Annotated in this window: 22 protein-coding genes; 6 read left to right on the top strand and 16 right to left on the bottom strand. The window is 65.4% G+C overall.

Features of this window, described 5'->3' with window-relative positions; genetic code table 11:
- Window positions 1-187 precede the first annotated feature (187 nt).
- The 4 genes from AAEO60_RS03015 to AAEO60_RS03000 form a co-directional block, all read right to left on the bottom strand.
- Window positions 188-883, bottom strand: a complete 696-nt coding sequence (locus AAEO60_RS03015; protein WP_341672169.1) for a helix-turn-helix transcriptional regulator — start codon at window positions 881-883, stop codon at window positions 188-190.
- 206 nt (window positions 884-1,089) lie between these two features.
- Entirely contained in the window at window positions 1,090-2,484 is a 1,395-nt protein-coding gene (locus AAEO60_RS03010; RefSeq protein WP_341672168.1) for an MFS transporter, read from the bottom strand.
- On the bottom strand, window positions 2,484-2,870 hold the full coding sequence (locus AAEO60_RS03005; protein ID WP_341672167.1) for a VOC family protein: 387 nt from the start codon (window positions 2,868-2,870) through the stop codon (window positions 2,484-2,486). The genes AAEO60_RS03010 and AAEO60_RS03005 overlap by 1 nt, the downstream gene beginning before the upstream one ends.
- Window positions 2,867-3,760 (bottom strand): SDR family NAD(P)-dependent oxidoreductase, encoded by an 894-nt coding sequence (locus AAEO60_RS03000; RefSeq protein ID WP_341672166.1) that lies wholly within the window; start codon window positions 3,758-3,760, stop codon window positions 2,867-2,869. The genes AAEO60_RS03005 and AAEO60_RS03000 overlap by 4 nt, the downstream gene beginning before the upstream one ends.
- Before the next feature lie 124 nt (window positions 3,761-3,884).
- On the opposite strand from AAEO60_RS03000, the gene AAEO60_RS02995 reads away from it, so the two are divergent.
- Window positions 3,885-4,415, top strand: a complete 531-nt coding sequence (locus AAEO60_RS02995) for a DUF1993 domain-containing protein (protein WP_341672165.1) — start codon at window positions 3,885-3,887, stop codon at window positions 4,413-4,415.
- On the opposite strand, the gene AAEO60_RS02990 is transcribed toward AAEO60_RS02995, so the two are convergent.
- The 3 genes from AAEO60_RS02990 to AAEO60_RS02980 all read right to left on the bottom strand — a co-directional run bounded on the left by AAEO60_RS02990 (window position 4,412) and on the right by AAEO60_RS02980 (window position 8,746).
- Window positions 4,412-5,476, bottom strand: a complete 1,065-nt coding sequence (locus tag AAEO60_RS02990; protein ID WP_341672164.1) for a class I SAM-dependent methyltransferase — start codon at window positions 5,474-5,476, stop codon at window positions 4,412-4,414. The two genes, AAEO60_RS02995 and AAEO60_RS02990, sit on opposite strands and share 4 nt — an antisense overlap.
- A 69-nt stretch (window positions 5,477-5,545) precedes the next feature.
- A complete protein-coding gene (locus AAEO60_RS02985) occupies window positions 5,546-6,232 on the bottom strand; it encodes a spermine/spermidine synthase domain-containing protein (protein WP_341672163.1) in 687 nt (228 codons plus the stop codon).
- A 153-nt stretch (window positions 6,233-6,385) separates the two neighbouring features.
- Window positions 6,386-8,746, bottom strand: a complete 2,361-nt coding sequence (locus tag AAEO60_RS02980) for a TonB-dependent receptor (protein ID WP_341672162.1) — start codon at window positions 8,744-8,746, stop codon at window positions 6,386-6,388.
- 174 nt (window positions 8,747-8,920) lie between these two features.
- Between AAEO60_RS02980 and AAEO60_RS02975 the strand changes: the two genes are divergently transcribed.
- A complete protein-coding gene (locus tag AAEO60_RS02975) occupies window positions 8,921-9,436 on the top strand; it encodes a MarR family winged helix-turn-helix transcriptional regulator (protein ID WP_341672161.1) in 516 nt (171 codons plus the stop codon).
- 130 nt (window positions 9,437-9,566) lie between these two features.
- Window positions 9,567-10,865, top strand: a complete 1,299-nt coding sequence (locus AAEO60_RS02970; RefSeq protein WP_341672160.1) for an MFS transporter — start codon at window positions 9,567-9,569, stop codon at window positions 10,863-10,865.
- On the opposite strand, the gene AAEO60_RS02965 is transcribed toward AAEO60_RS02970, so the two are convergent.
- Window positions 10,862-12,448 (bottom strand): GMC family oxidoreductase, encoded by a 1,587-nt coding sequence (locus AAEO60_RS02965; protein ID WP_341672159.1) that lies wholly within the window; start codon window positions 12,446-12,448, stop codon window positions 10,862-10,864. The two genes, AAEO60_RS02970 and AAEO60_RS02965, sit on opposite strands and share 4 nt — an antisense overlap.
- A 73-nt stretch (window positions 12,449-12,521) precedes the next feature.
- On the opposite strand from AAEO60_RS02965, the gene AAEO60_RS02960 reads away from it, so the two are divergent.
- From AAEO60_RS02960 to AAEO60_RS02950, 3 genes are read left to right on the top strand one after another with little or no spacing between them, the layout of a single operon-like run.
- Complete coding sequence (locus tag AAEO60_RS02960) at window positions 12,522-12,992, top strand: DUF3237 domain-containing protein (RefSeq protein WP_341672158.1); 471 nt, start codon at window positions 12,522-12,524, stop codon at window positions 12,990-12,992.
- Window positions 12,992-13,510: a nuclear transport factor 2 family protein gene (locus AAEO60_RS02955; RefSeq protein WP_341672157.1), complete on the top strand. Its 519-nt coding sequence runs from the start codon at window positions 12,992-12,994 to the stop codon at window positions 13,508-13,510. Before AAEO60_RS02960 ends, AAEO60_RS02955 begins: the two co-directional genes overlap by 1 nt.
- The gene (locus AAEO60_RS02950) at window positions 13,510-15,117 is read left to right on the top strand and encodes a GMC family oxidoreductase (protein ID WP_341672156.1); all 1,608 of its coding nucleotides are present in this window, start codon (window positions 13,510-13,512) and stop codon (window positions 15,115-15,117) included. Before AAEO60_RS02955 ends, AAEO60_RS02950 begins: the two co-directional genes overlap by 1 nt.
- Here AAEO60_RS02950 and AAEO60_RS02945 read toward each other — a convergent pair.
- The 8 genes from AAEO60_RS02945 to AAEO60_RS02910 all read right to left on the bottom strand — a co-directional run bounded on the left by AAEO60_RS02945 (window position 15,114) and on the right by AAEO60_RS02910 (window position 23,952).
- Window positions 15,114-15,902, bottom strand: a complete 789-nt coding sequence (locus tag AAEO60_RS02945) for an SDR family NAD(P)-dependent oxidoreductase (protein WP_341672155.1) — start codon at window positions 15,900-15,902, stop codon at window positions 15,114-15,116. The two genes, AAEO60_RS02950 and AAEO60_RS02945, sit on opposite strands and share 4 nt — an antisense overlap.
- A 65-nt stretch (window positions 15,903-15,967) precedes the next feature.
- Window positions 15,968-16,660 (bottom strand): DUF3142 domain-containing protein, encoded by a 693-nt coding sequence (locus tag AAEO60_RS02940; RefSeq protein ID WP_341672154.1) that lies wholly within the window; start codon window positions 16,658-16,660, stop codon window positions 15,968-15,970.
- Between the two features lie 16 nt (window positions 16,661-16,676).
- Window positions 16,677-18,803, bottom strand: coding sequence for a PA5441 family protein (locus AAEO60_RS02935; RefSeq protein WP_341672153.1), 2,127 nt, complete (start codon window positions 18,801-18,803; stop codon window positions 16,677-16,679).
- 199 nt (window positions 18,804-19,002) lie between these two features.
- Complete coding sequence (gene pnp, locus AAEO60_RS02930) at window positions 19,003-21,288, bottom strand: polyribonucleotide nucleotidyltransferase (protein WP_341672152.1); 2,286 nt, start codon at window positions 21,286-21,288, stop codon at window positions 19,003-19,005.
- Window positions 21,289-21,492: 204 nt separating this feature from the next.
- Entirely contained in the window at window positions 21,493-21,762 is a 270-nt protein-coding gene (gene rpsO / locus AAEO60_RS02925; RefSeq protein WP_341672151.1) for a 30S ribosomal protein S15, read from the bottom strand.
- A 23-nt stretch (window positions 21,763-21,785) separates the two neighbouring features.
- Entirely contained in the window at window positions 21,786-22,751 is a 966-nt protein-coding gene (gene truB / locus AAEO60_RS02920; protein WP_341672150.1) for a tRNA pseudouridine(55) synthase TruB, read from the bottom strand.
- A gap of 54 nt (window positions 22,752-22,805) precedes the next feature.
- Window positions 22,806-23,186, bottom strand: a complete 381-nt coding sequence (locus tag AAEO60_RS02915; protein ID WP_341672149.1) for a DUF6491 family protein — start codon at window positions 23,184-23,186, stop codon at window positions 22,806-22,808.
- A gap of 79 nt (window positions 23,187-23,265) precedes the next feature.
- Complete coding sequence (locus tag AAEO60_RS02910; RefSeq protein WP_341672148.1) at window positions 23,266-23,952, bottom strand: site-2 protease family protein; 687 nt, start codon at window positions 23,950-23,952, stop codon at window positions 23,266-23,268.
- Window positions 23,953-24,022: the final 70 nt, after the last annotated feature.

Genomic DNA, 24,022 nt, shown 5'->3' with positions numbered 1-24,022 from the left:
AGGACCGGCTCACAAGGAGGAAATTTGGCGCTCCGAACGATGGGTGTCCGGAGCGCCCGGACGCTAGGGCACTCCACGGTGCGACCCGAAGGATGCCAGCGCCTCGGCGGGCGGTTAGGAGAGGCCAGTCGGCAGGTCATGTCACGCAATCGCTTGGATTGCGCTCATGTCCCCAATGATTTGCGCTTCAGTCCTCGCGCGGGCCCAGGCCTATGCGCTTGGCGCGCTCAACCCGCCGCTCAACTTCGTCCGTGACAACCAGCCCGCGCGAATAGGCGCGCATGCAAGCAGCGGTACGATCGGTAACGTCAAGCTTGGCGAAGATGCGGCGGATATAGGTGTCGATCGAGCTGCGCGACACGCCCATGATTTCGGCAATAACGGGATTGCTCTTTCCCCGACACATCCACTCAAGCACTTCGAGTTCGCGGTTCGACAGGGGCGGCACTTCGAAGTCGTCGCGAACGATCTGACAATAGCGCACGAACGAAACCTGGCCGATCTGGTGAACTGCCATCAGGGTCTCGTCCGATGGCGGCTCCGGTTTGGACCAGATGCCAGCGAGGAAACCCATGCGCCCGCTGGGGCCATAACCGACGGTCCCGATCCCTGAGGCCAGACCATGTTGCTCTGCGATCGCGAGATAGCGCCGCTCGCTGTCATTCAGGCCATCCATGTCGACATCGCGTGGCCAGCAAAATGCCAGCGGCGTTTCCAGCGCGATACGCGGCAAGGGATCGATCAGGTAGAGCCGCGCGCGGTAATGCCGTTCCCACACACTCGACATGCCCATGGTCAGCAATACGCGCCCTACCCGAGGGTCTGGCGTCAGCGGCGCGAGGAAGAACGCAGCCTCGATATCCAGCAGGCCCAAGGCATGCATCACAGCCTCCCGTCCCGCCCAAACGTCGGGCGCTTCTCCCATCGCATGGAGCGCCGCCAGCATTGTCTTTCGGTCGTTCGGCATCCTGGTCCCTCCCATCAAGGAACGATGCTCGCGGCCACCTCTTGGTGTCCCACGATGGCCTTCACGAAGGGAAAAATGCCACGCCTGCGGCAAACGCGCAAGCGGGGCCCAGAATTGACGAACTAGCGCTTCAGCGGTGGCACATGGCGATCGACCACGAAGGCAGCCGCCGCCACCAGCACGGAGGCAGCGGCCAGCGCTCCGAAGAACGGCCAGGTGCTGCCCGCGCCAAGGTCCAGCAGCCAGCCGCCAAAGCCGGTTGCCGAGACCGCGCCAATGCGGCTCATGAAGATGCCGAAGCCGATACCGGCCGAACGGCAGCTGGACGGATAGCCCGCAGTCATCATCACGTAGAAGCCGGCGATGGAGGCGCTGAAGGCAAAGCCAGACAGGCCCACCAACCAGGTCACCATGGTGCGCGTGCCGTCGTCCAGCACGTCCGGCAGGCCTTCCATGACGTAGCCGATGGCCAGCATCCACACGACCAGGATCGCGCTGAGCATGGCCATGACCAGCTTGGAACCCAGCCGGCGCATCACTTCGCCGACCATGACCGAACCGACCATGGAACTGATCCCGGCCAGGGCCACGGCATTGCCGGCCTGATCCAGCGTGAAGTCCTGCGCCGTGAGGAAGGTCGTGCCCCAGCTGAGGATGCCGTAGGCCACCAACGTGGCGGCGGCGAAGGCGATGCCGATGCCCACGTTCAGCCGCAGGTTCGACCGGTGCAGGACGCCGATCTGCGGCCCTTCCGCGGTATCGGTGTGGTGCGTGTCGGGCAGCAGGGTCACGTCCTCGTCCAGCACCATGCGCGCATTTTGCTGGGCTGCCTCCGTTTTTCCGCGGACAAGCAGGAACGAAGGACTGTCGCGCAGCACCAGCAGGATCGGGATAAGCACGATGAGGGTGGCGATACCGAAGACGACGAAGGTGCCGTCCCAACCGCGCGATTCTACCAGGTCCGGCCCGATCCAGCCGACGATGGTGCCGCCGATGGGCGTACCGACTGCCAGCGTGCTGACGACAATCGGGCGCCACCGGTCCGGCAGCCACTCGCCAGCCATCGACAGCGCGTTGGCATAGGCCGCGCCGAAGCCGAGGCCGCCGAGCAATCGCCAACCGGCCATTTCCCATACCGCCAGCGGCGCGGAGAGCGGGCCCAGTGACAGGATTTCGGTACCATGTGAGGTCGATGCCCCTACCGTCGCCAGCGAAAAGACCACGGCGGACAGCGCCAGCGTCCAGCGCCGGCCCAGCTTGTCGCCCAGCCAGCCGCCGCCCCAGCCGCCAAGGCCGAAGCCGATCAGCGCCGCCATCATGGCAATGCCGAAAACCGTGCGCGAAACGGCGAAGGATTCCATCACCGCAGGGGCCACCGTGCCGAGCAATTGCAGGTCGATGCCGTCACACACCAGCACCAGCATGCATGTGGCGGCAATCGCCCACTGCACAGGCTTCATCTTCTGCGCGTTGAGGGCGTCGGTAAAAGTGGTGGTATCGCGAGGTGTGCTCGCCATCATGCTTCTCCTGCTGGCGGGATCACCATCGCGCCGTCTTTCCAGTGAACCAGTCCCACGCGATTGCCCGCGGGGTCGATGGCAAGACCAAGGGTGATCATGCCGGGAATGCTCATGGGGCCGAAATCGACACCGCCGCCCAGGTCCTTGGCCTTATCCAGCGCCGCGCCGACGTCCTCGACGCCGAAGTATAGCACGCATTCGCGGATCGGCACGTCGTGCTCCGCCTCGACCCTCAGCAACGCCTGCATGGGCGCCTGGGCGTCGATCGAGAAGCGCATGTCATCGCCGATCTGCCAGTCGAACATACCAGCATAGAAGGCGCGCTGCTGCTCGCCTTCGCTGGCGGCAATGTCGAAGAATACCAGCGGGGCCGGCCCACTCATCTGCTCTCTCCCTGATAGGGGCCCGGAGCCATGATCCGGCGGACCATTTCCGAGCGTTTCGCCTCGAACCGGGTGCGCGCTTCTGTCGGCTCGTCATCGGGGAAGGCGGCTTCGATTTCGCGGTGGCGCTGGATCACTTCGGGCAGGAACTCGCGGTTCGTGAAAATGTAGAAGCGGTTCTCGCGGATCGCCTCGACCACGGCACGGCCTGTGTCGAGCGGGTCGATAGCGCCGCGCATGGCTTCCCACAGGTCCTTGAGGAACTGCGGGGCGTTCTCCGCGTCGATGGAGGGATCGTCTTCGGGCAGCGGGACGATGGCCGTGCGGGTGGCGCCGGGGAAGAGGCAGGAGACGCCGATCCCGTCGCGCGCCAACTGGATGCGCAGGCTCTCCGAGAAACCGCGGATGGCGTATTTGCTGGTCGAATAGGCCCCGAGGTTAGGCAGCGGCACCATGCCCGCCATCGAGCTGGTGTTGACGACGTGGCCGCCCTCTCCCGCCGCTCGCATCATCGGGACAATGATCTTGGTGCCGTTGATCACCCCGCCGAGGTTGACCGCCATGGCGCGGTCCCATGCCTCGAAATCGGGGTCAGCCGCCTTGCCGCCTCCGTTAACGCCGGCATTGTTGCACAGGACATGGATGTTGCCGAACTGCGCCACGGTGGCTTCGGCTGCCGCCTGCACGGAATCGCGGTCGGCCACGTCGCACTTAACGAAGAACACCCCGTCCTGCCCCGCAAGCAGTTCCTGCGCACTGGCAATGTGTTCGTCGCTGAAGTCGGCCAGCGAGACCTGCATTCCCTGTTCCAGGAAAGCGCGCGCCATGCCCAGCCCGATACCGCTGGCTCCACCGGTGATGAAGGCGGTGCGACCCGCAAATGTGTCCATTCCCATCCACTCCCTGCGCGCACCATGCCAGCGCCACAGCGAATGTCACTAGCAAAGCGGCAATACTTGCAAAGCTATCAGCGCGCTGGCAGCCACCGGCCATTGCCACTTGCAGGAGCCTGCCATGACCTTCTCCCTCTACGACGCCACCGTGCCTGTCTTCCTGCAATCGCTGCACGCCACCCACGGCTGGCTGGCCAAGGTCGCCGACGTGGTTGCCAGCGATGAGAACCTCTCCGAAGCCGAGCTGATCGAGGCGAAGCTGTCGGCGGACATGTTCCCGCTGAACCGCCAGCTGCGCGCTTGCGCCATGCACAGCCAGGGCGCGCTGGAAGGGTGCTTCAAGGGCGTCTTCTCGCCGGACCTGTCACCCCATCCGGAGACCTTCGTGGGGCTGCGCGAGCGGATCGCGGAGGCCATTGCCTACCTCGAAGCGCTCGATCGCAATGCGGTGGAAGGGCTGCTCGACAAGCCCATGCGGTTCGAATTCCGCGACACGCGCTGGCCCTTCCTGGCGCAGGACTTCCTGACCGGCTTCAGCCTGCCGAACTTCTTCTTCCACACCACCACCGGCTACGCGATCCTGCGGCATCACGGGCTGCCACTGGGCAAGCGTGACTACCTCGGCGCCTTGCCGATGCAGCCGGAAGCCTAGCCCTTCACCTCCAGCACCATGTTGGTCGGCGTGGTGTGCGCGCGGCGGACATTGGTGAAGCCAGCGTCGTTGAGCACGGCGGTGAGGCGCTTCTCGCCCGCCTGCGCGCCTAGGCCCATGCCCACCGGCTGGGCCAGCGATGCGGGCACGCAGCCCATGCAGCTGAAGCCGTAGAATATCTGCCCCAGCGGGTGCATGTTGTCGGCCATCTTGTCGCCCGCCAGCGGCTCCACCAGCATGAACGTGCCGTCCTCGTTCAGCGTCTCGCGGATGTGCCGCGCGGCGCCGACCGGATCGCCCATGTCGTGCAGGGCGTCGAAGATGCAGGCGAAGTCGAACCCGTCGCCGGGATAGTCCTGCGCCGTCGCCATCTGGAATTCGACATTGGAAACGCCCGCTACCCTGGCCTTCTCGCGCGCGGCCTCGATGCTGGGTTCGTGGAAGTCGATGCCGACGAAGTGCGAATTGGGATAGGCCTGCGCCATCAGCACGGTGGACGAGCCATAGCCGCAGCCGATGTCGGCCACCTTGGCACCCGCTTCCAGCTTGTCGGTCACGCCGTCCAACGCGGGCAGCCATTCGGTCACGAGGTGCGCGGCATAGCCGGGACGGAAGAAGCGGTCGGTCGAGCAGAACAGGCAGGGCGAATGCTCCGACCAGTCGCGTCCGCGCCCGGTCTTGAACACTTCCACGGCTTTTTCGTGCATCTCGTACTGCGCGATCACCGCCTGGAAGAAGCCCTGCATGCAGGCGGGCTGACCTTCGCGCGCAAACACCAGCGCCTGTTCGGGCGTCAATTCGAAGGTCTCGTTTTCCGGATCGAAGGTGACGTAGCCAGCTGCCGAGACCGACCCCAGCCATTCGCGCAGGTACTTGGGCTCCATGCCCGTCTTCGTCGTGAGCTGGTCCAGCGTCATCGGGCCTTCGCCGTCCATGGCGTCAAACACCCCGGCCTGGTCGCCCATATAGGCCATCATGATGCTGACCGCGCCCGCGACATCGCCGATGGCCTTGCCCGCCAGCGCCTGCACCTTCTCGAAATCGATCTGTTCTTCGCTCATCCTGTCCTCTCCCAGATTAGGTTTGCCTAATACACTAGCAGCAGGATGCGATCAGGGAAGCGCAGTTAGCTATCCTCTTCGGCGAGCGAACCATATCGTGTGGTGCGGGCCCTTGTTGTTGGGGCGAGCGCGCACGGTGCGTACGTCGACGTCCAGTCCCGCGTCTTTCAGGCGGCCGGTAAACTTGTGATCGGGCGCGGCGGACCAGATCGCCAGCACCCCGCCGGGGTTCAGCGCATCGCGCATGCGGGCAATGCCGGTGCGGGTATAGAGTCGCTCGTTTCCGTCGCGCACGATCCCGTCGGGCCCGTTGTCGACATCCATCAGGATCGCATCGTAGCGCGGGGTGGTGCCGTCGACGGCATCGTCCACCAGCGCAGCCACATCTGCCAGCACCACCTGTCCGCGCGGATCGTCCAGCGTGCCACCCGTGAGGTGCGCCAGCGGTCCCTTCGCCCAATCGAGGATTTCAGGCACCACTTCGGCCACCACCACTTCGCCGCCGGTCTCGGGCAGGCCCGCCAGCGCGGCGCGAAAGGTGAAGCCCATGCCGTAGCCGCCAATCAGCATGCGCGGGGCAGGCACCGACAGCCGCTCCAGCGTCAACACGGCAAGCTGTTCCTCGCTGAACTGCATGCGCGTGCCCATCAACTCGTCACGCCCGAGCATGATGATGAAATCACGCCCGTGGCTGATCAGGGTAAGGCTGTCCCCACCGGGGATCTGGGCCGTGGCAATCTCTTCGCGCGGTAGCATGGCCAGCCTCCTAGGCGCGGTTGCCCCCGGTGGAAAGGCCGTTGGTTCTTCGGCGCCTCAAAGCAAGACAGCGGCAAGGCTTTCGCCTGCCGCTGCCTGGATTGCTGCGATGGCAAGCGGCCGCGCGAGGTCGCCCCCGCGCGGCCAGCCTTGTTACATCTCTGCCGAAACCTGCAGGTACCAGGTGCGCGGCCGGGCGTAGATGCGCTCGGCATAGCCCAGCGTACCCAGCGAGGCATTGCCCTGGATCAGGTATTCGGAATCGAACAGGTTGGTGATGCCAGCCTGCACGGCGAAGTTTTCGTTGAGGTCGACGTTCAGCGACAGGTTGCCGACGAAGTAGCCGTCTTCCTCGATCTCGGCGACGCTGCCGGTGATGAAGGTCACGCTCGACGAATAGCTGCCGTCGAAGCGCGGGGTCACCGAAACACCGCCCAGGTCGAATTCGTAGCCGAGACCGAAGTTCATGGTGAACGACGGGGTCAGCGGCAATTCGTCGCCCGGCTGCACCGTGGCCGTTGCGCCCGGAACCGGCGTGATCGACAGGATCTCGTCGTTCAGGAAGCTGAAGCCGGCATCGATGGTGATACCCGTACCCCACGGCTGAATGTTGGCTTCGCCTTCGAAACCGCGGATGCGGGCTTCACCGGCGTTGAACAGCAGCGGCACCACGCCCTGGCGGAAAATCAGCTGGATATCCGCATAGTCGGCCTGGAACGCGGCCAGGTTGATGCGGATGTCACCCCAGTCTGCCTTCAGGCCAGCTTCGTAGCTGTCCACCGACTCCTCGTCGAACGAGACCGGGCGGAAACCCGGGGGTGGCGCGTTGTAGCGGGTGTTGAAGCCGCCCGACTTGAAGCTGCGGGCGTAGGACAGGTAGCCGTTCAACCACGGAGCGAACTCGTAACTGATGCTGGCCGAGCCGGTCAGAGCGTCAAAGGTGTCGCGGTTCAGGTCCGGGTAGATGAACAGCGGTCCGCCGTCGGGGATGGCCGTGGTCGGCAGCGGCGACGGATCGGCCTGGTCGCCCGGGAACAGGTTGAACACGATACCGGTGTAGCTCTTGCGATCTTCGGTATAGCGCAGGCCGCCGCTGATGCTCAGCGCGTCGGTGACGTCCACGTCGAGCTCACCGAACACCGCCCACGAGCGGGTTTCCAGCGTCGAGAACTGCAGGTCGCGCGAGCCGGGGCCACCGGCCAGGATCGAGGCAATCACCGGCGGCGACGGCGGGAACGACAGCGGCACGGTTGCCCGCTCCAGCGTGTCCTCGTCGAAGTAGTAGCCGCCCAGGATGGCATCTACCGAAGTGCCCGAATACTGCAGCTGCAGCTCCTGGCTGAACTGTTCGGCTTCCGAGCCGACATCGGTGGTGATGATCAGGAACGGCGTGTTGTCGGCATCGCGGATACCGCGCGACTCAGTCGAACGGTAAGCGGTGATGCTCTTCAGCGTGAAGGCATCGCTCAGCCGCAGTTCGGCCGTGCCGGAAACACCCCAGACTTCCGAAGTGCTGAGCACGTCAGCCGTGCCGCCGTTGGTGAAATTGCCCAGGGCCTGGAAATCGTTGGCGCAGCGGGCATCGTCGATATTGGGCACGAAGGGCGCACCGGGGGCCGGCGTACCGGGGAACGGCATGGTCGCACCGGGACAGCCGGCAGCAACGCTGACGATGGCCGGAACCGGGGCGTTCTCGTTGATACCGGCGAAGGTGAACGGCGCACCGTTCTCGTCACGGTTGGTGTAGTCGGCGCGCAGCTGGATCTCGAAGTCCGGCGTGGCTTCCCACAGGAAGGCACCGTTGAGGGTGTAGACATCCTCGTTGCCCAGATCGAGCCCGTCGAAGGCGCGGATCACGTAGCCATCGCGCTGGCGGAAACCGCCCGAAACGCGGGCTGCGGCATTGCCGCCCAGCGGCACGTTGAGCGCAGCAAAGCCTTCGACCAGGTCGTCCGAACCGACGCGCGCGCGGCCGCGGGCGGAGAACTCACCCAGCTCCGGTTCGCGGGTGCGGACCAGGATGGCGCCGCCGATGGTGTTACGACCGAACAGCGTGCCCTGCGGGCCGCGCAGCACTTCGACGCTGGCGATGTCGCCGAACTCGATGGTGCCGCCGACCGAACGGCCGACATAGACTTCGTCGATGTAGACGCCGACGCCGGGGTCGACAGCGGCGGTCGGGTCAAGCTGCCCGATACCGCGGATGAAGACGACCGAGGCAGAGCTGTTGCCCGACAGCTGGCCTGCCGGCTTGAACTGCAGGCTCGGAGTGATCCGCTCGAGGTCCTGCGTCTGGCTGATCTGGCGCGCTTCCAGCGTTTCTGCGCTGAAGGCCGAAACCGCGACCGGGATATCCTGCAGGGATTCCTCGCGGCGGCGGGCCGAGACGACGATGGTGTTCTGCTGAGCACCTTCTTCCGCGCCGGTTTCCTCGTCGGCAGCATCCTGCGCGGCGACCGGGTTGGCGACAATGGTGGTGATGGCGGCAAGGCCGACGAGCGCGGTACGGCTCATGAGCGTCGCCCGCCGGAGCGAAGTCCGAACGGTCATAATGTTTCTCCCAGTACGTGCAGCCACTCCCATTGACTGCGCAGAGGCCGCCTAGATCGCCACATTGTTATCGTCAATAACTGATATCGACTGTAACACCTGCTTGCACATTGCAGCGACACCAGTCAGGTTCGCCAGATGGGCAAAGTGAAGAATCACGCCAACAAGGGGGATGCCACGCTGATCACCGCCGATGCGGTGCGCAGACGGGCGCCAAAGCTGCAAAGCGGGCCGCTCGACTACGGCCAGCTGAAAGACATCACCGGCTTCCCGCTGAAAGTGGTGTGGATTATCGGCTACACCCTGCTGGTAAAACACGTGGACGATCCCGCGATCACCCCGCAACGCGTCTCCATGCTCGAATTGATCGGGTCGAACCCTGGCGCCACCCAATCGCAATTGGGGGCCGCGCTGGGCCTGTCGCGCCCGGCCACGACGCTGACGATCGACTTCTGGCAGGACCGCGGCTGCGTCGACCGGCGGACGGAGCCGAAGGATCGCCGATCCTTCGGCATCCACCTGACCGAGGAAGGCGAACGCCAGCTGGCCGACCTGCGGCAGAAGGTGCAGATGTCTGACAAGGCGTTGACGGCCAACCTCAGCGAAGACGAGATCGCGCAGCTGCGCGCCCTGCTCGCCAAGATCCACCAATAGGCAAACCGGACTGAGCCTCCGCGTCAGCACCTGAACGTCCGGCAAGCAGCCAACTGTGTGGCTGCGCCGGTGTCAACTTTACACCACCAGCCAATCGTGGTTCCTGCGGGCCGGGATGAGGGAGGGCAGATTGGACCAGCCGGATCGGGAAACCATGCAGCAACGCGTCTGGGTGAAGCTGGCGCTGTGGCTGATCCTGCCGATCGCCATGCTCACCTTCGTCAATTCCATCGACCGGGTGAACGTCAGCTACGCCGGCTCCGCCCTGTCGGCAGACCTGGGCCTGACGCGCGACCAGTTCGGGCAAGGCGTCAGCATGTTCTTCATCGCCTACCTGCTGTTCCAGTATCCCCACGTGCGGCTGCTGCGTGCCTGGGGCATCAAGGCGTGGCTGCTGGTCTCCATGCTGCTGTGGGGCGTTTCGGGCTTCTGGATGGCGCATATCCGCAGCCTGGAGGAATTCTACGCCGCGCGCTTCCTGCTGGGCATGGCCGAGGCGGGCTTTGCTCCCGGCATGACCTGGCTGATTTCGCAATGGGCCCCGCCTTCGCTCCGTGCCCGCGCGATGGCCGGGGCCTTGGTAGCCGTACCGCTGTCGATGGTGCTGGGCGGGCCGCTGTGCGGCTGGCTGCTGGGCATCGAAAATACCCTCGACATGGCATCGTGGCGCTACATGTTCCTCGTGATCGCCATCCCCAACGTCATCCTGGCGGTGGTGGCCGCGCTCTATTTCGTCGACAGCCCGGACAAGGCCCGCTGGCTGAACGATGACGAGCGGCGGTGGCTCGCCGCCGAATTCGTGAGGCAGGAACAGACCGAAATGCCCACCCCGGCCTGGCGCGAGATCGCCCGCGACCCTTGGCTCTGGCGCTGTTGCCTCACCTGGCTGCTGGTGATGACCGGTTCCTACGCGCTGGTCTTCTGGCTGCCGCAGCTGGTGCGCCAGCTGGCCGTGACGGACAGCGAATTCATGATCGGCACGCTCAGCGCCTTGCCCATGGCGGGGCTGGCGCTGGGGCTGATGCTCAACGGCCGCCATTCGGACGGCTCGGGCGAGCGCCTGCTCCACGTCGGCATTCCCAGTGCGCTGGCAGGCGTTGCCATGATGGTGGCGGCCTTCCTCGAGCCCGGCTGGCCGGTGCTGGCCCTGCTGACGCTGACTGGCTTCGGCGTGGGCGCGGCGCAGGGCGTGTTCTGGGCCATTCCCGGCGCAGTGCGCCTCGGCGGCGACAAGGTGCCAGTTGGCGCGATTGCCCTGATCAGCATGTTCGGCACGGCAGGGGGGATCGTCGGCCCCTGGCTGACCGGTGCGCTGGTGGACGTAACAGGCAACTTCTCGCTCGCCATCGGCGTGCTGGCCGCCCTGCTGGTGGTGGCGCTGGCGGTGATCGGCTTCGATTCCTCGGGCCGCGCCGCCCGCCGTACCTAGACCGCGCGCAGCAGGTCCGCCGCCTTCTCCGCGATCATCACCGTGGGCGCATGGGTGTTGCCGCGAATGAGTGCGGGCATGACCGAGGCATCGGCCACCCGCAGCCCGCGCACGCCCTGCACCCGAAGCTCGCTGTCGACCACGCTGCCCATGGCGCAGGTGCAGGCCGGATGCCCCGCAGAAATCAACGAGGCGCGCAGCCAGGCCTCGATGGCCTCGTCGTCCTGCGCATCGGGACCAGGCGCCATCTCGAAAGCCGCAAGATCACGCGCGGGAGCCGTATCGAAGAAGCGTCGGATAAAACGGAAGCCGCGCCGCAGCCGCTCGCGGTCGCCCTCGGCGCTCATGAAGTTGAACTGCACCTTGGGCAGGGCCTGGGCATTGGCACTCGCCAGCGTTACCTCGCCCCGGCTTTCGGGGTTTAGCAGGATCGCGCCGCAACTGAACATGTCGGTGGGCGGCTTGCGCCAGCCGGGGAACCACGGCTGGGCGTCATAGCCCGAATGCACCACCTGGAACTGGATATCGGGCCGGTCCTGCTCCTCGCCCGAGCGGACAAAGCCCTGCACCGACATGGGGCTCTGACTGAACAGGCCAGAGCCGTTCCACTCCCAGCGCAGCAGGTTCAACGCCAACCGGTCGAGCCGGATCTGGCGGTTGAAGTCGATCGGCACGGCGGACTTGTAGAGCGCCATGGCGATGGGATGGTCCTGCAGGTCCTGCCCCACGCCGGGAAGGTCTGCCGCCACAGCAATGCCGTGCTCGTGCAGGTGGGCGGCAGGCCCGATGCCGGACAGCATCAGCAATTGCGGACTGCCGAAGGCTCCGGCGCTCAGCACCACTTCGCCCCGGCACGCGATCTGGCGCACTTTGCCGCCACGCTCCACCTCGACGCCCAGGGCGCGCCCGTCCTCCAGCAGCACCCGGCGCACCGTGCAGCCGGACAGGACCGCAAGGTTGTGCCGCCCTGCCACCGGATCGACAAAGGCGCGCATGGTGCTGGCGCGGCGGCCCTTTCGGATGGTGCAGTCAGGAATGCCAAAGCCTTCGGGTGCGGCGACGTTGAAGTCGGGGCACTCGCTCAGGCCCAGCTCCCGGGCGGTTTCGAGGAAGGTGGGCGTCAGTAGCGGATCGGGCTGCATGGGGGAGACCGCCATCTCGCCCTCTTCGCCGTGATATTCACCCGCCCCGCGCCAGTTCGCCTCGGACCGGCGGAACAACGGGAGGACATCGTCGTAACCCCAACCCGCGTGGCCCATGTCGCGCCATGCGTCGTAATCCGCCGCCGCGCCGCGAATATACATGGTGCCATTGATCGCCGAGCTGCCGCCCAGCATGCGCCCGCGCGGCACCGGCTGGCTACGCCCGTCGAGGTGCGGATCGGGTTCGGCCATGAAGCCCCAGCCAAAGCGCGGATCGGCCGCTGCCTGCATCCATGTCAGCGGGCTGTCGATCAGCAGGTTGCGGCTGTCCTCCCCCGCTTCCACCAGCGCCACCCGCTTGGTGGGGTCCGCGCTCAGCCGGTTGGCCAGCACGCAGCCCGCGCTGCCGGCGCCCACAACAATACAGTCGAACTCTTCCACTCGGGCCGCCCCTCCGTTAGTCGTGCCACGGGGCCTAGCCGAAAGGCGGGCGCAAGAGGAAGGGGAGGATCGCTTGCAGACACCTGCGCTGGAACTGGCGTTCCACGTCCGGCTGGACTTTCCGGAGGGGCCGCGCACGCGCTTCACCCCCGGCGGCACCAGCTTCACGCGCGGTTTCGTCGGGCTGGCGGGCGGCGAAGTCTCCGGCCCGATGCTGGCGGGCCGCGTCGTTCCCAACTCTGGCGGTGATTGGCCGCGCTTCTGGCAAGGCGGCCTGGTCGAATTCGACGCACATTACATGCTGGAAGCGGACGACGGCACGCCGATCTACGTCCACAACAGCGGCCTCGCTTGGTCCAGCCCTGACGCCTTTGCACGCATCGAGGCGGGCGAGACGGTAGGGCCGGACGAAAATTACGTCCGCTGTACCCCGCGCTTCGAGGCACCCGCCGGACCGCACGAATGGCTCACCCGCACCATGTTCGTCGGCGTGGCGGAGCGACGCGGGAATTCGACTTTCTTCGACTATTACCGGGTCACCTGATGGCAGAAATCACCCTCGACACCGCAGACCGGCTGGCGATCCGTGAGCGCATTTCGCAACTGGCATGGGCGCTCGATACCGGCGACGTCGAAGCCTTCGTCGCCTGCTTCTGCAAGCGGGGCGTGCTCGAATGGGATGCCTTCGAGCAGCCGCTGGAATGGCGCGGGCATGACGCCTTGCGACACTTCGTCACCGTGCTGCGTGACCTGCCCAGCTCTGCCGGGCGGCAACACCATGTCACCAACACGGTCATCACGCCGGGCGACGGGCACGCGCTCGCTAGGTCCTACGTCACCGTCGCGCTGCGGCAGGGTGACGGGCCGCACCTGCTTTATGTGATGGGCTGGTACCACGACGAATTGCAGTTCGAGGACGGCGACTGGCGGCTGTCGCGCCGCGTGATCCGCGACTGGTCCGGCCCCGTGCTGGGCAATTTTGCCGGGCAGGACGGCGAGCGCGTGGCCCGCCCCATGCCACCGCCGCTGGAGCCGCTGCTGTACCGCAAGGACAAGGCCTGATGGATGAGTTCGACTACATCGTCGTGGGAGCAGGCAGCGCGGGCTGCGTCGTCGCCGCGCGGCTGAGCGAGGACCCGGACGTCTCGGTCCTGCTGCTCGAAGCGGGCGGCAGCGACCGCAAGCTGACCATTTCCATGCCGCTGGGCTTCCTCAAGACCGTGTTCGACCCCTCGCTCAGCTGGGGCGACATGGGCGAACCCGAACCCAACCTCGGCGGGCGCCAGCTGTGGCTGCCGCGCGGCAAGGTGATGGGCGGATCGGGCTCGATCAACGGCATGTTCTACATGCGCGGCCATCCCAACGACTACGACACCTGGGCGCAGATGGGCGCGCGCGGGTGGAGCTACGACGATGTCCTCCCCTACTTCCGCAAGATGGAGGACAGCTGGCGCGGCGAGAACGAGTTCCACGGCAAAGGCGGCCCGCTGCGGGTGGAACCGATCCAGACCGGACACCTGCTGCACCAGCCCATGCGCGATGCCGTGCTGGCGGCAGGCTATCCCGGAACCGACGACATCAGTGGGGCCGACGCCGAAGGCCCCGCACTGGGCGAAGTCACCGTGGACAAGCGCGGTCGGCGCGCCAGCACGGCGGCGGCCTATATCCGCCCCGCCCTTTCCCGACCCAACCTGGAGGTGCGGCAGCAGGCGCTCGCTCACCGCATCCTATTCGAGGACGGCCGCGCCGTGGGCGTCGAATACGAACGCGGCGGCGAGGTTCGCCAGGTCCGCGCGCGGCACGAAGTGATCCTCTGCGGCGGCGTCTACAACTCGCCGCAATTGCTGTTGATGTCGGGTATCGGCCCGGCGGAGGACCTCGCCGAACTGGGCATCGACGTACGGGCGGACCTGCCCGGTGTAGGCCGCAACATCTCCGAACACCCCTGCTGCTGGATGGAGTGGCAGGCAACGAAGCCCGTCACTTTCGTGCGCGAGCTGCGGGTGGACCGCGTGGCGCGGCACGTGCTGCAATGGCTGCTGTTCGGCAGCGGCAAGTTCGCCACCCAGCTCAACAGCTGCAACGTTGTCCTGCGGACCGATCCCGAACTCGCCCAGCCCGACATCCAGCTGATGGCCAATCCCGTCGCCTTCGGGGTCACGCCGTGGTTGCCGCCGTTCGTTCCGGAACCCGAGCACAAGTTCGCTTGCGGTGTGGTGCTGCTCAACCAGCGCAGCCGCGGCTGGATGAAGCTGCGCAGCGCCGAGCCGCACGAGCGGCCCGCCATCACGCTGAACATCATGGACGATCCGTGGGACGTGCAGACGATGATCCGCGGCGTGCGCGAGGCGCGGCGGATCTATCGCACCAGCCCGCAAGCCGAGCTGACCGGCACCGAACTGATGCCGGGAGAACAGGTCGACAGCGACGAGGAACTGGAGGCATGGATCAGGGACGTGGCCGTGATCGGCCAGCACGCGGTTGGCTCCTGCCGCATGGGCACCGATCCGCAGGCCGTGGTCGACCCCGAACTACGTGTGCGCGGGATCGACGGGCTGCGCGTGATCGACGCCTCGGTCATGCCCACCGTGCCAGGGGCCAATACCAATGCCAGCGCCATCATGATCGGCGAAAAGGGCGCCGACCTGGTGAAGGCAGACTGCTCCTAGAAGGTAGAGGTGGTCGCCCCGCCATCGATCACCAGGCTCTGCCCGGTGATGTAATTGGCCTGCTGGCTGCAGAACATCGCGGTCATGTCGCCCACGTCATCGCAGTCACCGAAGCGTTCGGCGGCGATGCGCCAGAGCTTGGAGAACTCGGCGACTTCCTCTTCGTAGGTGATGCCCTTGGCCGCAGCGCGCTCGTTGAACTGCTTCTCCACGAAGGCGCTGTGGTGCATCCCCGGCAGCAGGTTGTTGATGATGACATTGTGCTTCGCCACCACCTTCGACACGGCGACGGTGTAGTTGGTCAGCGCCGCCCGCGTGGCGCCGGAAAGTACGCGGATTTCGCCCGGGTACTTGGCCGCCACCGTGGCGATGTTGACGATCCGGCCCCACTTGCGCTGCACCATGCCGTCCAGCACATCGCGCATGAAGGCGACGGGCGAGAGCAGCGAAATGTCGATCGCTTCGCGCCACTGCGCCTCGGTGATGGCAGAGTAGTCGGGCGTCATCGGCGGCGGCGAGCAGGTGCCGACCAGAATATCGGGATCCGGACAGGCAGCGAGGATCTTCGCGCGGCCCTCTTCGGTGGAATGGTCGGTGGCGATGGGGGTGACCTTCACCCCGGTTTCGGCAGCGATCTCCTCGCAAGCGGCCACCAGCCGCTCCTCGCCGCGCGCGGAGACGAAGCACTCCACGCCCTCGCGCGCCAGCGACAGCACCGCGCTGCGCCCCATGCCGGCGCTGCCGCCGTTGACGATCGCCTTGCGGCCACGAATTCCCAGATCCATCGACTATTCCCCTCTCGCTGGCCGGAATAGTCACCCGGTGCGCCAGCCGCAACCGGCTTTGCCGCCTAGGGCGCGAGGAGGAATACGACGTAGCCGCGAAACTCGGGATCGCCTGGTAGCCAGTCGGGTTCCTGCCACTCGCCGCCTTCGACCAGGCCCACTTTGTAAGGCACTTCCAGCCGTTCAAGAGAGGGCAGGTAGGCTTCGTAGCCGGGCACGGTGGAGCGGCCCTGGTAGGTCTGCACCACGACCTCGTCGAGCACTTCGGCCAAAGCAGCGAGGTCGTCGTCCGCCGCGCCGGTGGTCCAGTCCATCAGGCCGGTGGCGGAAAGCTTGAGGTCGTCCGGCATGCGCCCGCGCAGGTCGCGCAGGAATCGTGCATAGCTGCCCAGCCGCAAGGTGGCGGAATCGAAGTCGACCTGCACGCCCGCAAGCGGGTTGCCCGCCACCCGCCAGCGTTCGGCCTGCGCGAGCAGTTCGGCATAGGCGGGCTCGCCCCAGTCGAGCCGCTCGGCGCGCACCACCAGCCACAGCTCGGGGCCGGGATTGCGCGGCACCTCGCGCCGCAGGGCGACCACATGCTCGGGATCATCCATCCGCAGTTCGCCCCAGAGCAGGTAGACGCTCTCGGCATCGGAGAGGTAATCCGGCGGCGCGACGCCGCTCCACAGGAAGAAACTGTCGTATTGCCGCGCGTCGACCGGCTCGGGCGCAGGATCGTCCCGAGAACCGCAAGCCGCCAGCAAGAGCAGCGCCAAAGCCGCCGTGGCGAGCTTACCAGTAATATTCGGCCTCCTCCCCCCAGCGGGTGTCGCCGAACTCGTTCTTCAGCCGGCGGAACCACGCCGCGCGCTGTTCCTCGGCGACCTGTTCTCCACCGCAACTGGAATAGCCTGAAGGCGCATAGCAGTGAATCGCCCGGTAGAGCGCATAGGCACGGTCTTCGCGCGAGACGCCGCGCTGGGCGATAATGTCGCTGTAGAACCGGCTGCGCGGGGTTGCCTCGCCCGGATAGCTGGCATGGCTTCCCAGAGTGCCTTCGTCGCGGTCATAGTCGAGGTAGTGCTGGTCAAACCCGTTGAGGCGGTAGAAGTCGCCAAGGCACAAGCGGCCCTGCACGTCGCGGGCGTTGCCGGAAAGGCGCTGCAGCGTCTCGCGCAGGCTGGGGCAGGCATAGGCGCCGGTGAAATTGCCCGAGGCGAAGACGCCGGCGGGGATCTGCGGTTCGTAGGTGTCCTCGTCGGAGTTCGTGGTTGGCGCTCCGGCTCGGGCCAAGGACAGGTCTCGCAAGGCCGCAGCATACTCACCGCGGGTCAGCTCGCGGTAGAGCAGGACATAGGCGGCACGGTCGCGCTCATCCTGTGTGCGCCCCGCACCGCTCGCCAGAGAGCGCAGCACCTCCGGACCAGTCGAATACTCGATCAGGATCTCGCGCACCCGCGCATCCTCGATCGGCGAATCCGGGCCGAGGGCCCGGTCCACCTGCCCTGCCCGCTCCCAAGCCAGCGCAAGCCCCAGCTCGACCGTGGGGCGCTGGTAAAGCCGGTCCGTGCCCTCGATCAGTTCGCGCCAGAAGCCCACCTCGTTGCGGTCGCCCAGCTGCGCCAGCGCCATGCCGCGCAGCATCTGGCGGCTGAATTGCAGCGGCGAATAACTGCTGTGCCGCGCATCGTCAGGCAGCAATTGCAGCACGCGGCGGTAGTCGTGGTCGATGTAATAGGCGCGGTTGGCCTGGAGATAGGTGAACAGCTCCGGGTGATCGGTAAACACCGCTTCGTGGCTCGCCAGCTGGGCAGTGGTCAGCAACGGCTGGTCATGGCGGTTATCCCACTCCTGGCCGGGCGTGCTGCGCATCCGCATCAGGTTGTGCACGGCCAGCAGCAACGGCCCGCGCATGCCCTCTTCCGCGCCGTCGACGAAGAAGAACTTGCCCTCCACCTCGTCGATCAGGTCCACCGCCGCGCGCGAACCCGCGTCAACGCTGGCGAGCAGGCGGGCATAGTTGGCACCCTGCTGAACGGACTCACCGGCGATCCAGCGCGCGCGCCGCTGGAGGCCGCGCGCAGAGGTGGAGAACCGGCCCGAGGGATAGGCTTCGAGATAGGCGGCCAGTGCTTCACCCGCCTCCCGGGCCTTTTGCTGATCGGCCTCGTCGGCGTCGTAGAAGCCCCACTCGTTCAGGCCGCTGTCGTTGGCCTCGGCCAGCGCCGTGCGCGCTTCCATGTAGCGTGCCGCTTCGCGCACCCATTCGTCGCGGGCACCGCGCAGCGAGGCGAAGCGTGCCTTGGCCCCGCGCCATTCGCCCGCATAAAAGGCGGCTGCACCGCTGATGTAGGTGCCGAAATCGCGCGCCTCTCGCGAGGAATAGCTGCGCGACAGGGCAGCGCTGTCGAACTCTGCAGGCATGTTGCGTGTAGACCAGCCGGAAATGCTCACGCAGAAATCCAGCAACGCCGCACGACCTTCCGCCAGCCGGTCGCGATCCGCCGCACCGATGGCGCGGTTGCGGGCGACTGCCGCCATGAACTGTTCACCGCCCTGCTCCACGCTTTGGCAGCGCGTGCCGTTCATGGAGGAGTATTCGGTTTGGTCATCGACGGGATAGAGCGTGTCGGTCAGCTGCTGCCAGTCGAAGAAGCTGTGACCGTACTCGTCGTATTCCCATTGCTCCATGGAATGGTCCCGGGGAGTGGTCCCGGCACCGTTCAGCTCGCGCAGCAGCAGGAGCATGTTCACGCGGGTGTCGTTGCCGGGGCTGATCACCACCGTGCTGTCGCAGCCGTAATCGCCTGCTTCCAGCGTCCAGCTGCCGACGCAACCGTAGCCGCCGCTGGCACCTGCCGCCGCAGGCCAGAGTGCCAGCCCCGCCAGTACACCTGCCGCCGCCAACACCTTACGCATTGCCTGCCTCCCACCTGTTTGCCCGGGCGGAACATTTCACACGAAGCCTGAACGAACAATGGCCGCAGAAGCGAAGTGCTTCCGCGGCCATCATTTTTCCGTCTCGTCATCCCGGACCTGGTCCGGGATCTGTCTCTGCCCGGTTGGACCATGCGGCTCGAGACCCCGGGTCAGGCCTGGGGTGACGCACAGTCTTGGATCAGTCGTCCTTCAGGAAGGCCGGCATGTGGTCGCTGCCACCGCCGTCATTGTCGCCGCCGCCATCGCGACGCGGACCGCGACCACCACGGTCGCCGCCACGGCCACCGCTGCGCGGGCCACGACGATCGCCACCACGGCCACCTTCGCGCTTCTCGCGGGGTTCGCGCGGAGGCCGGGTGTCTTCCAGCTCTTCGCCAGTTTCCTGGTCAACGACGCGCATCGACAGGCGGACCTTGCCGCGGTTGTCGATCTCGAGAACCTTGACCTTCACTTCCTGGCCTTCCGACACGACGTCGGTCGGCTTTTCTACGCGCTCGTTCTTCATTTCGGACACGTGGACGAGACCGTCCTTGCCGCCCATGAAGTTCACGAACGCACCGAAATCGACGATGTTGACGACCTTGCCGGTGTAGACCTTGCCGACTTCCGCTTCTTCGACGATGCCTTCGATCCACTTGCGCGCGGCCTCGATCTCGTCGGCGTTGGAGGAGCTGATCTTGATCACGCCCTCGTCGTCGATGTCGACCTTGGCACCAGTTTCGGCGACGATCTCACGGATCACCTTGCCGCCCGTACCGATGACGTCGCGGATCTTCGACTTGTCGATCTGCATCGTCTCGATGCGCGGAGCGTGCTTGGACACTTCACCGCGGGCACCCGACAGTGCCTTGGTCATTTCACCCAGGATGTGCGCCCGGCCGGCCTTGGCCTGCTCCAGCGCGCTCTGCATGATTTCCTTGGTGATGCCGGCCACCTTGATGTCCATCTGGAGCGAGGTGATACCCGCTTCCGAACCGGCCACCTTGAAGTCCATGTCGCCAAGGTGATCTTCGTCACCCAGGATGTCGGACAGCACGGCGAATTCGTCGCCTTCGAGGATCAGGCCCATGGCGATACCCGACACCGGGCGTTCGATCGGAACACCGGCGTCCATCATCGACAGACAGCCACCGCAAACGGTCGCCATCGACGACGAACCGTTGGACTCGGTGATGTCCGACAGGATGCGGATCGTATAGGGGAAGTCCTCATGCGACGGCAGCACGGGGTGCAGCGCACGCCATGCCAGCTTGCCGTGGCCGGTTTCGCGGCGGCTGGTGAAGCCGAAGCGGCCAACTTCACCGACCGAGTAGGGCGGGAAGTTATAGTGCAGCATGAAGTGGTTGTACGACAGGCCTTCGAGGCCGTCGATCATCTGCTCGGCGTCCTTGGTGCCCAGCGTGGTGGTGCAGATCGCCTGCGTTTCACCGCGGGTGAACAGCGCCGAACCGTGGGTACGCGGCAGCAGGCCGACCATGGCTTCGATCGGGCGAACCTGGTCCAGCTTGCGGCCGTCGATACGCTGGCCGTCCTTCAGGATGGCACCACGCACGATTTCCGCTTCCAGCTTCTTGACCGCCTTGTTGGCGACCATTTGCGTCTGCGGCTCTTCGCCTGCGAAGGCTTCCTTGGCCTTGGCGCGGGCGGTGTTCAGCGCGTCCGAACGGGCCGACTTGTCGGTCAGCTTGTAAGCGGCTGCAATGTCGTCACCGACGATGCCGCGCAGCTTCTCCTTGATCGCCGAGGTATCGTCCGAAGTGTCGATTTCCCACGGGTCCTTGGCAGCCTGTTCGGCCAGTTCGATGATCGCACCGATAACCTTGCGGCTTTCCTCGTGCGCGAACATGACGGCGCCGAGCATTTCTTCTTCGGTCAGCTCCTTGGCTTCGGATTCGACCATCATCACCGCGTCGTTGGTGGCGGCGACGACGAGGTCGAGACGACCTTCTTCGAAGATGTCGGAAACGCTGGGGTTCAGCACATATTCGCCATCGACGAAGCCGACGCGTGCGGCACCGATCGGGCCCATGAAGGGCACGCCGGAAATGGTCAGCGCAGCCGAAGCGGCGATCATGGCGACGATATCCGGCTCGGTCTCGCCGTCATAGGACAGGACCTGGCAGATCACGTTGATTTCGTTGTAGAAACCTTCCGGGAAGAGCGGACGCACGGGGCGGTCGATCAGGCGGGAGGTCAGCGTTTCCTTCTCCGTGGCGCGACCTTCGCGCTTGAAGAAGCCACCCGGGATACGGCCCGCGGCGGAGAACTTTTCCTGGTAGTGCACGGTGAGCGGGAAGAAGTCCTGCCCCTCGCGAACGGACTTGGCGGCAGTCACGGCGCAAAGCACCACGGTTTCGCCATAGGTGGCCAGAACCGCGCCGTCAGCCTGACGGGCGATCTGACCGGTTTCGAGGGTGAGGGTCTTTCCGCCCCACTCCAGCGATACGGTTTTCTTGTCGAACATGTATTATCCTTCTGAACCCGCAGCGCCATATTGCGATGCGGGGCCTACAGTTTCCGGGTAAGCCGTCCCGGTCCGGTGTGGGGCCTTGCGTGCCCCGAAGCCCCTCCACCGGTTTGTGAAGGATGCATCTTGTTGCTTGCGCGGCAAATACATCGCGCAAATGAACGAAGGGGCGGCCCTTGGAGCCGCCCCTTCGAGAAACTCTTACTTACGCAGACCCAACTTCTGGATCAGGGCGTTGTAGCGACCGAGGTCCTTCTTCTTCAGATAGGCCAGCAGCGAACGACGCTTGTTGACCATCTTGAGCAGGCCACGACGGGAATGGTTGTCCTTGTGGTGGTCCTTGAAGTGCTCGGTGAGGTTGCGGATACGCTCGGTCAGGATGGCAACCTGTACTTCCGGCGAACCGGTGTCGCCCTTGCCGACGGCGTTGTCCTGGATGATCTCGGTCTTCTTTTCGGCGGTTACCGACATGTATTCATACCTTTCGCAGTATCCTAGACGTTGAAACCCCGGACGACTTTCATCTGTCCCCCTTCGAGTTCCACCAATGCCACCGGGGTGTCGCCCAGCTTGGCAAAGTAGAGCCCGTCGGGATGGGGCAATCCGGAAACGACCCGGCCCTGTCGGGCCGCCTGCGCACTATCCGGATCGAGAGCGAGGGCCGGGATACCGTCCAGCCCCGCCTCCAGTGGCAGGAGGTGGTCTTGAAGTGGCGCGCCCTTACCGATTTCGTTCAGTTTGTCCAGCGAAATCGCCTGTTCCTGTACGAACGGGCCGGCCTTTATGCGCCTGAGATAGGTAACGTGGCCCACGGTTCCAAGGGCGTGTGCCACATCCCGCGCAAGGCTGCGGATGTATGTGCCCTTCGAAACATGGGCGACCAGTGTAACGCTGTCGGCCAGTTCCAGCGGCATCTGCGGATCGTAGGGATCGGGACGCCCGGCTACCGTGTCAAAGGCGGAAACCCCCTCCGCAGACAGGTCCGGGCCAAGGAATTCGAGCGAGTGGATCGTGACCGCCCGCTTTTCCAAATCCACGTCCTGCCCCGCCCGCGCCAAGTCATAGGCGCGCTTGCCGTCCACCTTCAACGCCGAATACTTGGGCGGCACCTGCTCGATCGGGCCGGTGAAGTGCTCGCAGATCGCGGCTATGGCAGCGAGCGGCGGCCGCCGGTCGGAGCGCGCGACCACTTCGCTCTCGGCATCGAGGGTGTCGGTCTCTTCGCCGAACTGGATGGTGAATTCATAGGTCTTGTCGCTGTCGAGCATGCGGCCGCAAAGCTTGGTCGCTTCGCCCAGCGCGATGGGCAGCACGCCCTCGGCTTCGGGATCGAGCGTGCCGCCATGGCCGACTTTCACCTTGCCGTAACCCGCTTCGCGCAGGTTGCGCTTCACCGCGCCCACGGCTTGGGTAGAACCCAGCCCGCGCGGCTTGTCGAGGATGATCCAGCCATGCAACACGGGGCCGGACCTAAGGCCCGCCCCCGCATGTTGCAATCAATTGTCCAGCAAAGATTACGCTTCGTCGTTCATCGGCGGACTATCCACCTGCACAAGCGACTTCAGCGGAATGCGTCGGCCTTCCACCACCAGCACCGCAAAGCGATCAAGGTGGCCGATCGGCCCGGTGTCGAAACCGATCGCGTTGGCATACGGCAGCTCGTGCGCCGGTGCCATCAATTCCGCCCGATACCAGTTGCGGCGGCGATCCTGGATATAAAGCGTGTCGCGATCGTCAGCACGCCAACTGCGGATAGCCCCGTAATTCAAGAAGGGAATGCGGGCTTCCTCCGCACGTTCTGCGGCGGGTGCAGTATCGGCTACATCCTGCGCGGCGGCAGGTGCGGAAAGAAGACCGAGAGCGACTGCAGGCGCGACCCAGATGTTACGAACCATGTTCAATTCTCCATTGTTGTGGAGACCGTTTCTGCCTAAAGCCCGTTGAACAAACCATGAACTTTCCGGTGCCGGATTGTTAATTTCCCGCCACGAGATCCGCCACCGCGAAATACTGGGCCATCACCCACTCCACCGGCGGGAAGACAACATTTTCGATGATATTCGCCTGCGGGAACAGCCCGGGCACCACCAGCAGCAGCATGAACAGCAGCGGAAAGCCGAAGGGCCGCAACTTGTTGTAGGTGCGTGCGGCGGACGGCGGTAGCAAGCCCTCCACGACATGCGATCCGTCGAACGGCGGGATCGGCAGCATGTTGAACAGCGCCAGGAAGACGTTGATGCCGATAAAGTAGGTGAAGGCCATCAGCAGCACGCTCGGCTCGCCATCGATGGACGGACCCGCAAGGTGACCGAACAGGCCCAGCATCACCGCGCCGAGCAGCGCCAGGGCCAAGTTCATCCCCGGCCCGGCTGCGGCCACGGCCATCATGCCATAACGTGGATTGTCCAGCCTGCCCTTGATTACCGGCACGGGCTTGGCCCAACCGAACACGGGCAGGCCCGCCAGCGCGAGACCGCCCGGCACCAGCAGGGTGCCCACCGGATCGACATGGCGGAGCGGGTTGAAGGAAAGCCTGCGTTGTTCGAACGCGGTCGGATCGCCCAGCAGCTTGGCCACCCAGCCATGCGCCACTTCGTGAAAGACGATGGCGATGATCAGGCACGGGATCAGGATCACCGCCAGAAGGATGGTTTCATTCATTGACGGAACAGATGGTGATGCCGCGCGCCCGGTTAAAGTGCCTTCCGCCATGGAGGCCCGACCAAGGGGG

The sequence above is a fragment of the Aurantiacibacter gilvus genome (genome assembly GCF_038289935.1).
Lineage (GTDB): Bacteria > Pseudomonadota > Alphaproteobacteria > Sphingomonadales > Sphingomonadaceae > Alteraurantiacibacter > Alteraurantiacibacter gilvus.
This window is presented reverse-complemented; position numbering and strand designations above follow the sequence as displayed.

What these genes read in the sequence shown, in the direction of transcription:
- AAEO60_RS02955 (WP_341672157.1), top strand. Translation starts at nt 12,992, where the DNA reads ATGGCAGAAATCACCCTCGACACCGCAGACCGGCTGGCGATCCGTGAG.
- AAEO60_RS02975 (WP_341672161.1), top strand. Translation starts at nt 8,921, where the DNA reads ATGGGCAAAGTGAAGAATCACGCCAACAAGGGGGATGCCACGCTGATC.
- AAEO60_RS02950 (WP_341672156.1), top strand. Translation starts at nt 13,510, where the DNA reads ATGGATGAGTTCGACTACATCGTCGTGGGAGCAGGCAGCGCGGGCTGC.
- AAEO60_RS02990 (WP_341672164.1), bottom strand. Translation starts at nt 5,476, where the DNA reads ATGAGCGAAGAACAGATCGATTTCGAGAAGGTGCAGGCGCTGGCGGGC.
- AAEO60_RS02910 (WP_341672148.1), bottom strand. Translation starts at nt 23,952, where the DNA reads ATGAATGAAACCATCCTTCTGGCGGTGATCCTGATCCCGTGCCTGATC.
- AAEO60_RS02985 (WP_341672163.1), bottom strand. Translation starts at nt 6,232, where the DNA reads ATGCTACCGCGCGAAGAGATTGCCACGGCCCAGATCCCCGGTGGGGAC.
- pnp (WP_341672152.1), bottom strand. Translation starts at nt 21,288, where the DNA reads ATGTTCGACAAGAAAACCGTATCGCTGGAGTGGGGCGGAAAGACCCTC.
- AAEO60_RS02995 (WP_341672165.1), top strand. Translation starts at nt 3,885, where the DNA reads ATGACCTTCTCCCTCTACGACGCCACCGTGCCTGTCTTCCTGCAATCG.
- AAEO60_RS03005 (WP_341672167.1), bottom strand. Translation starts at nt 2,870, where the DNA reads ATGAGTGGGCCGGCCCCGCTGGTATTCTTCGACATTGCCGCCAGCGAA.
- AAEO60_RS02980 (WP_341672162.1), bottom strand. Translation starts at nt 8,746, where the DNA reads ATGAGCCGTACCGCGCTCGTCGGCCTTGCCGCCATCACCACCATTGTC.
- AAEO60_RS02945 (WP_341672155.1), bottom strand. Translation starts at nt 15,902, where the DNA reads ATGGATCTGGGAATTCGTGGCCGCAAGGCGATCGTCAACGGCGGCAGC.
- AAEO60_RS02915 (WP_341672149.1), bottom strand. Translation starts at nt 23,186, where the DNA reads ATGGTTCGTAACATCTGGGTCGCGCCTGCAGTCGCTCTCGGTCTTCTT.
- AAEO60_RS03010 (WP_341672168.1), bottom strand. Translation starts at nt 2,484, where the DNA reads ATGGCGAGCACACCTCGCGATACCACCACTTTTACCGACGCCCTCAAC.
- AAEO60_RS03000 (WP_341672166.1), bottom strand. Translation starts at nt 3,760, where the DNA reads ATGGACACATTTGCGGGTCGCACCGCCTTCATCACCGGTGGAGCCAGC.
- AAEO60_RS02935 (WP_341672153.1), bottom strand. Translation starts at nt 18,803, where the DNA reads ATGCGTAAGGTGTTGGCGGCGGCAGGTGTACTGGCGGGGCTGGCACTC.
- AAEO60_RS03015 (WP_341672169.1), bottom strand. Translation starts at nt 883, where the DNA reads ATGCATGCCTTGGGCCTGCTGGATATCGAGGCTGCGTTCTTCCTCGCG.
- rpsO (WP_341672151.1), bottom strand. Translation starts at nt 21,762, where the DNA reads ATGTCGGTAACCGCCGAAAAGAAGACCGAGATCATCCAGGACAACGCC.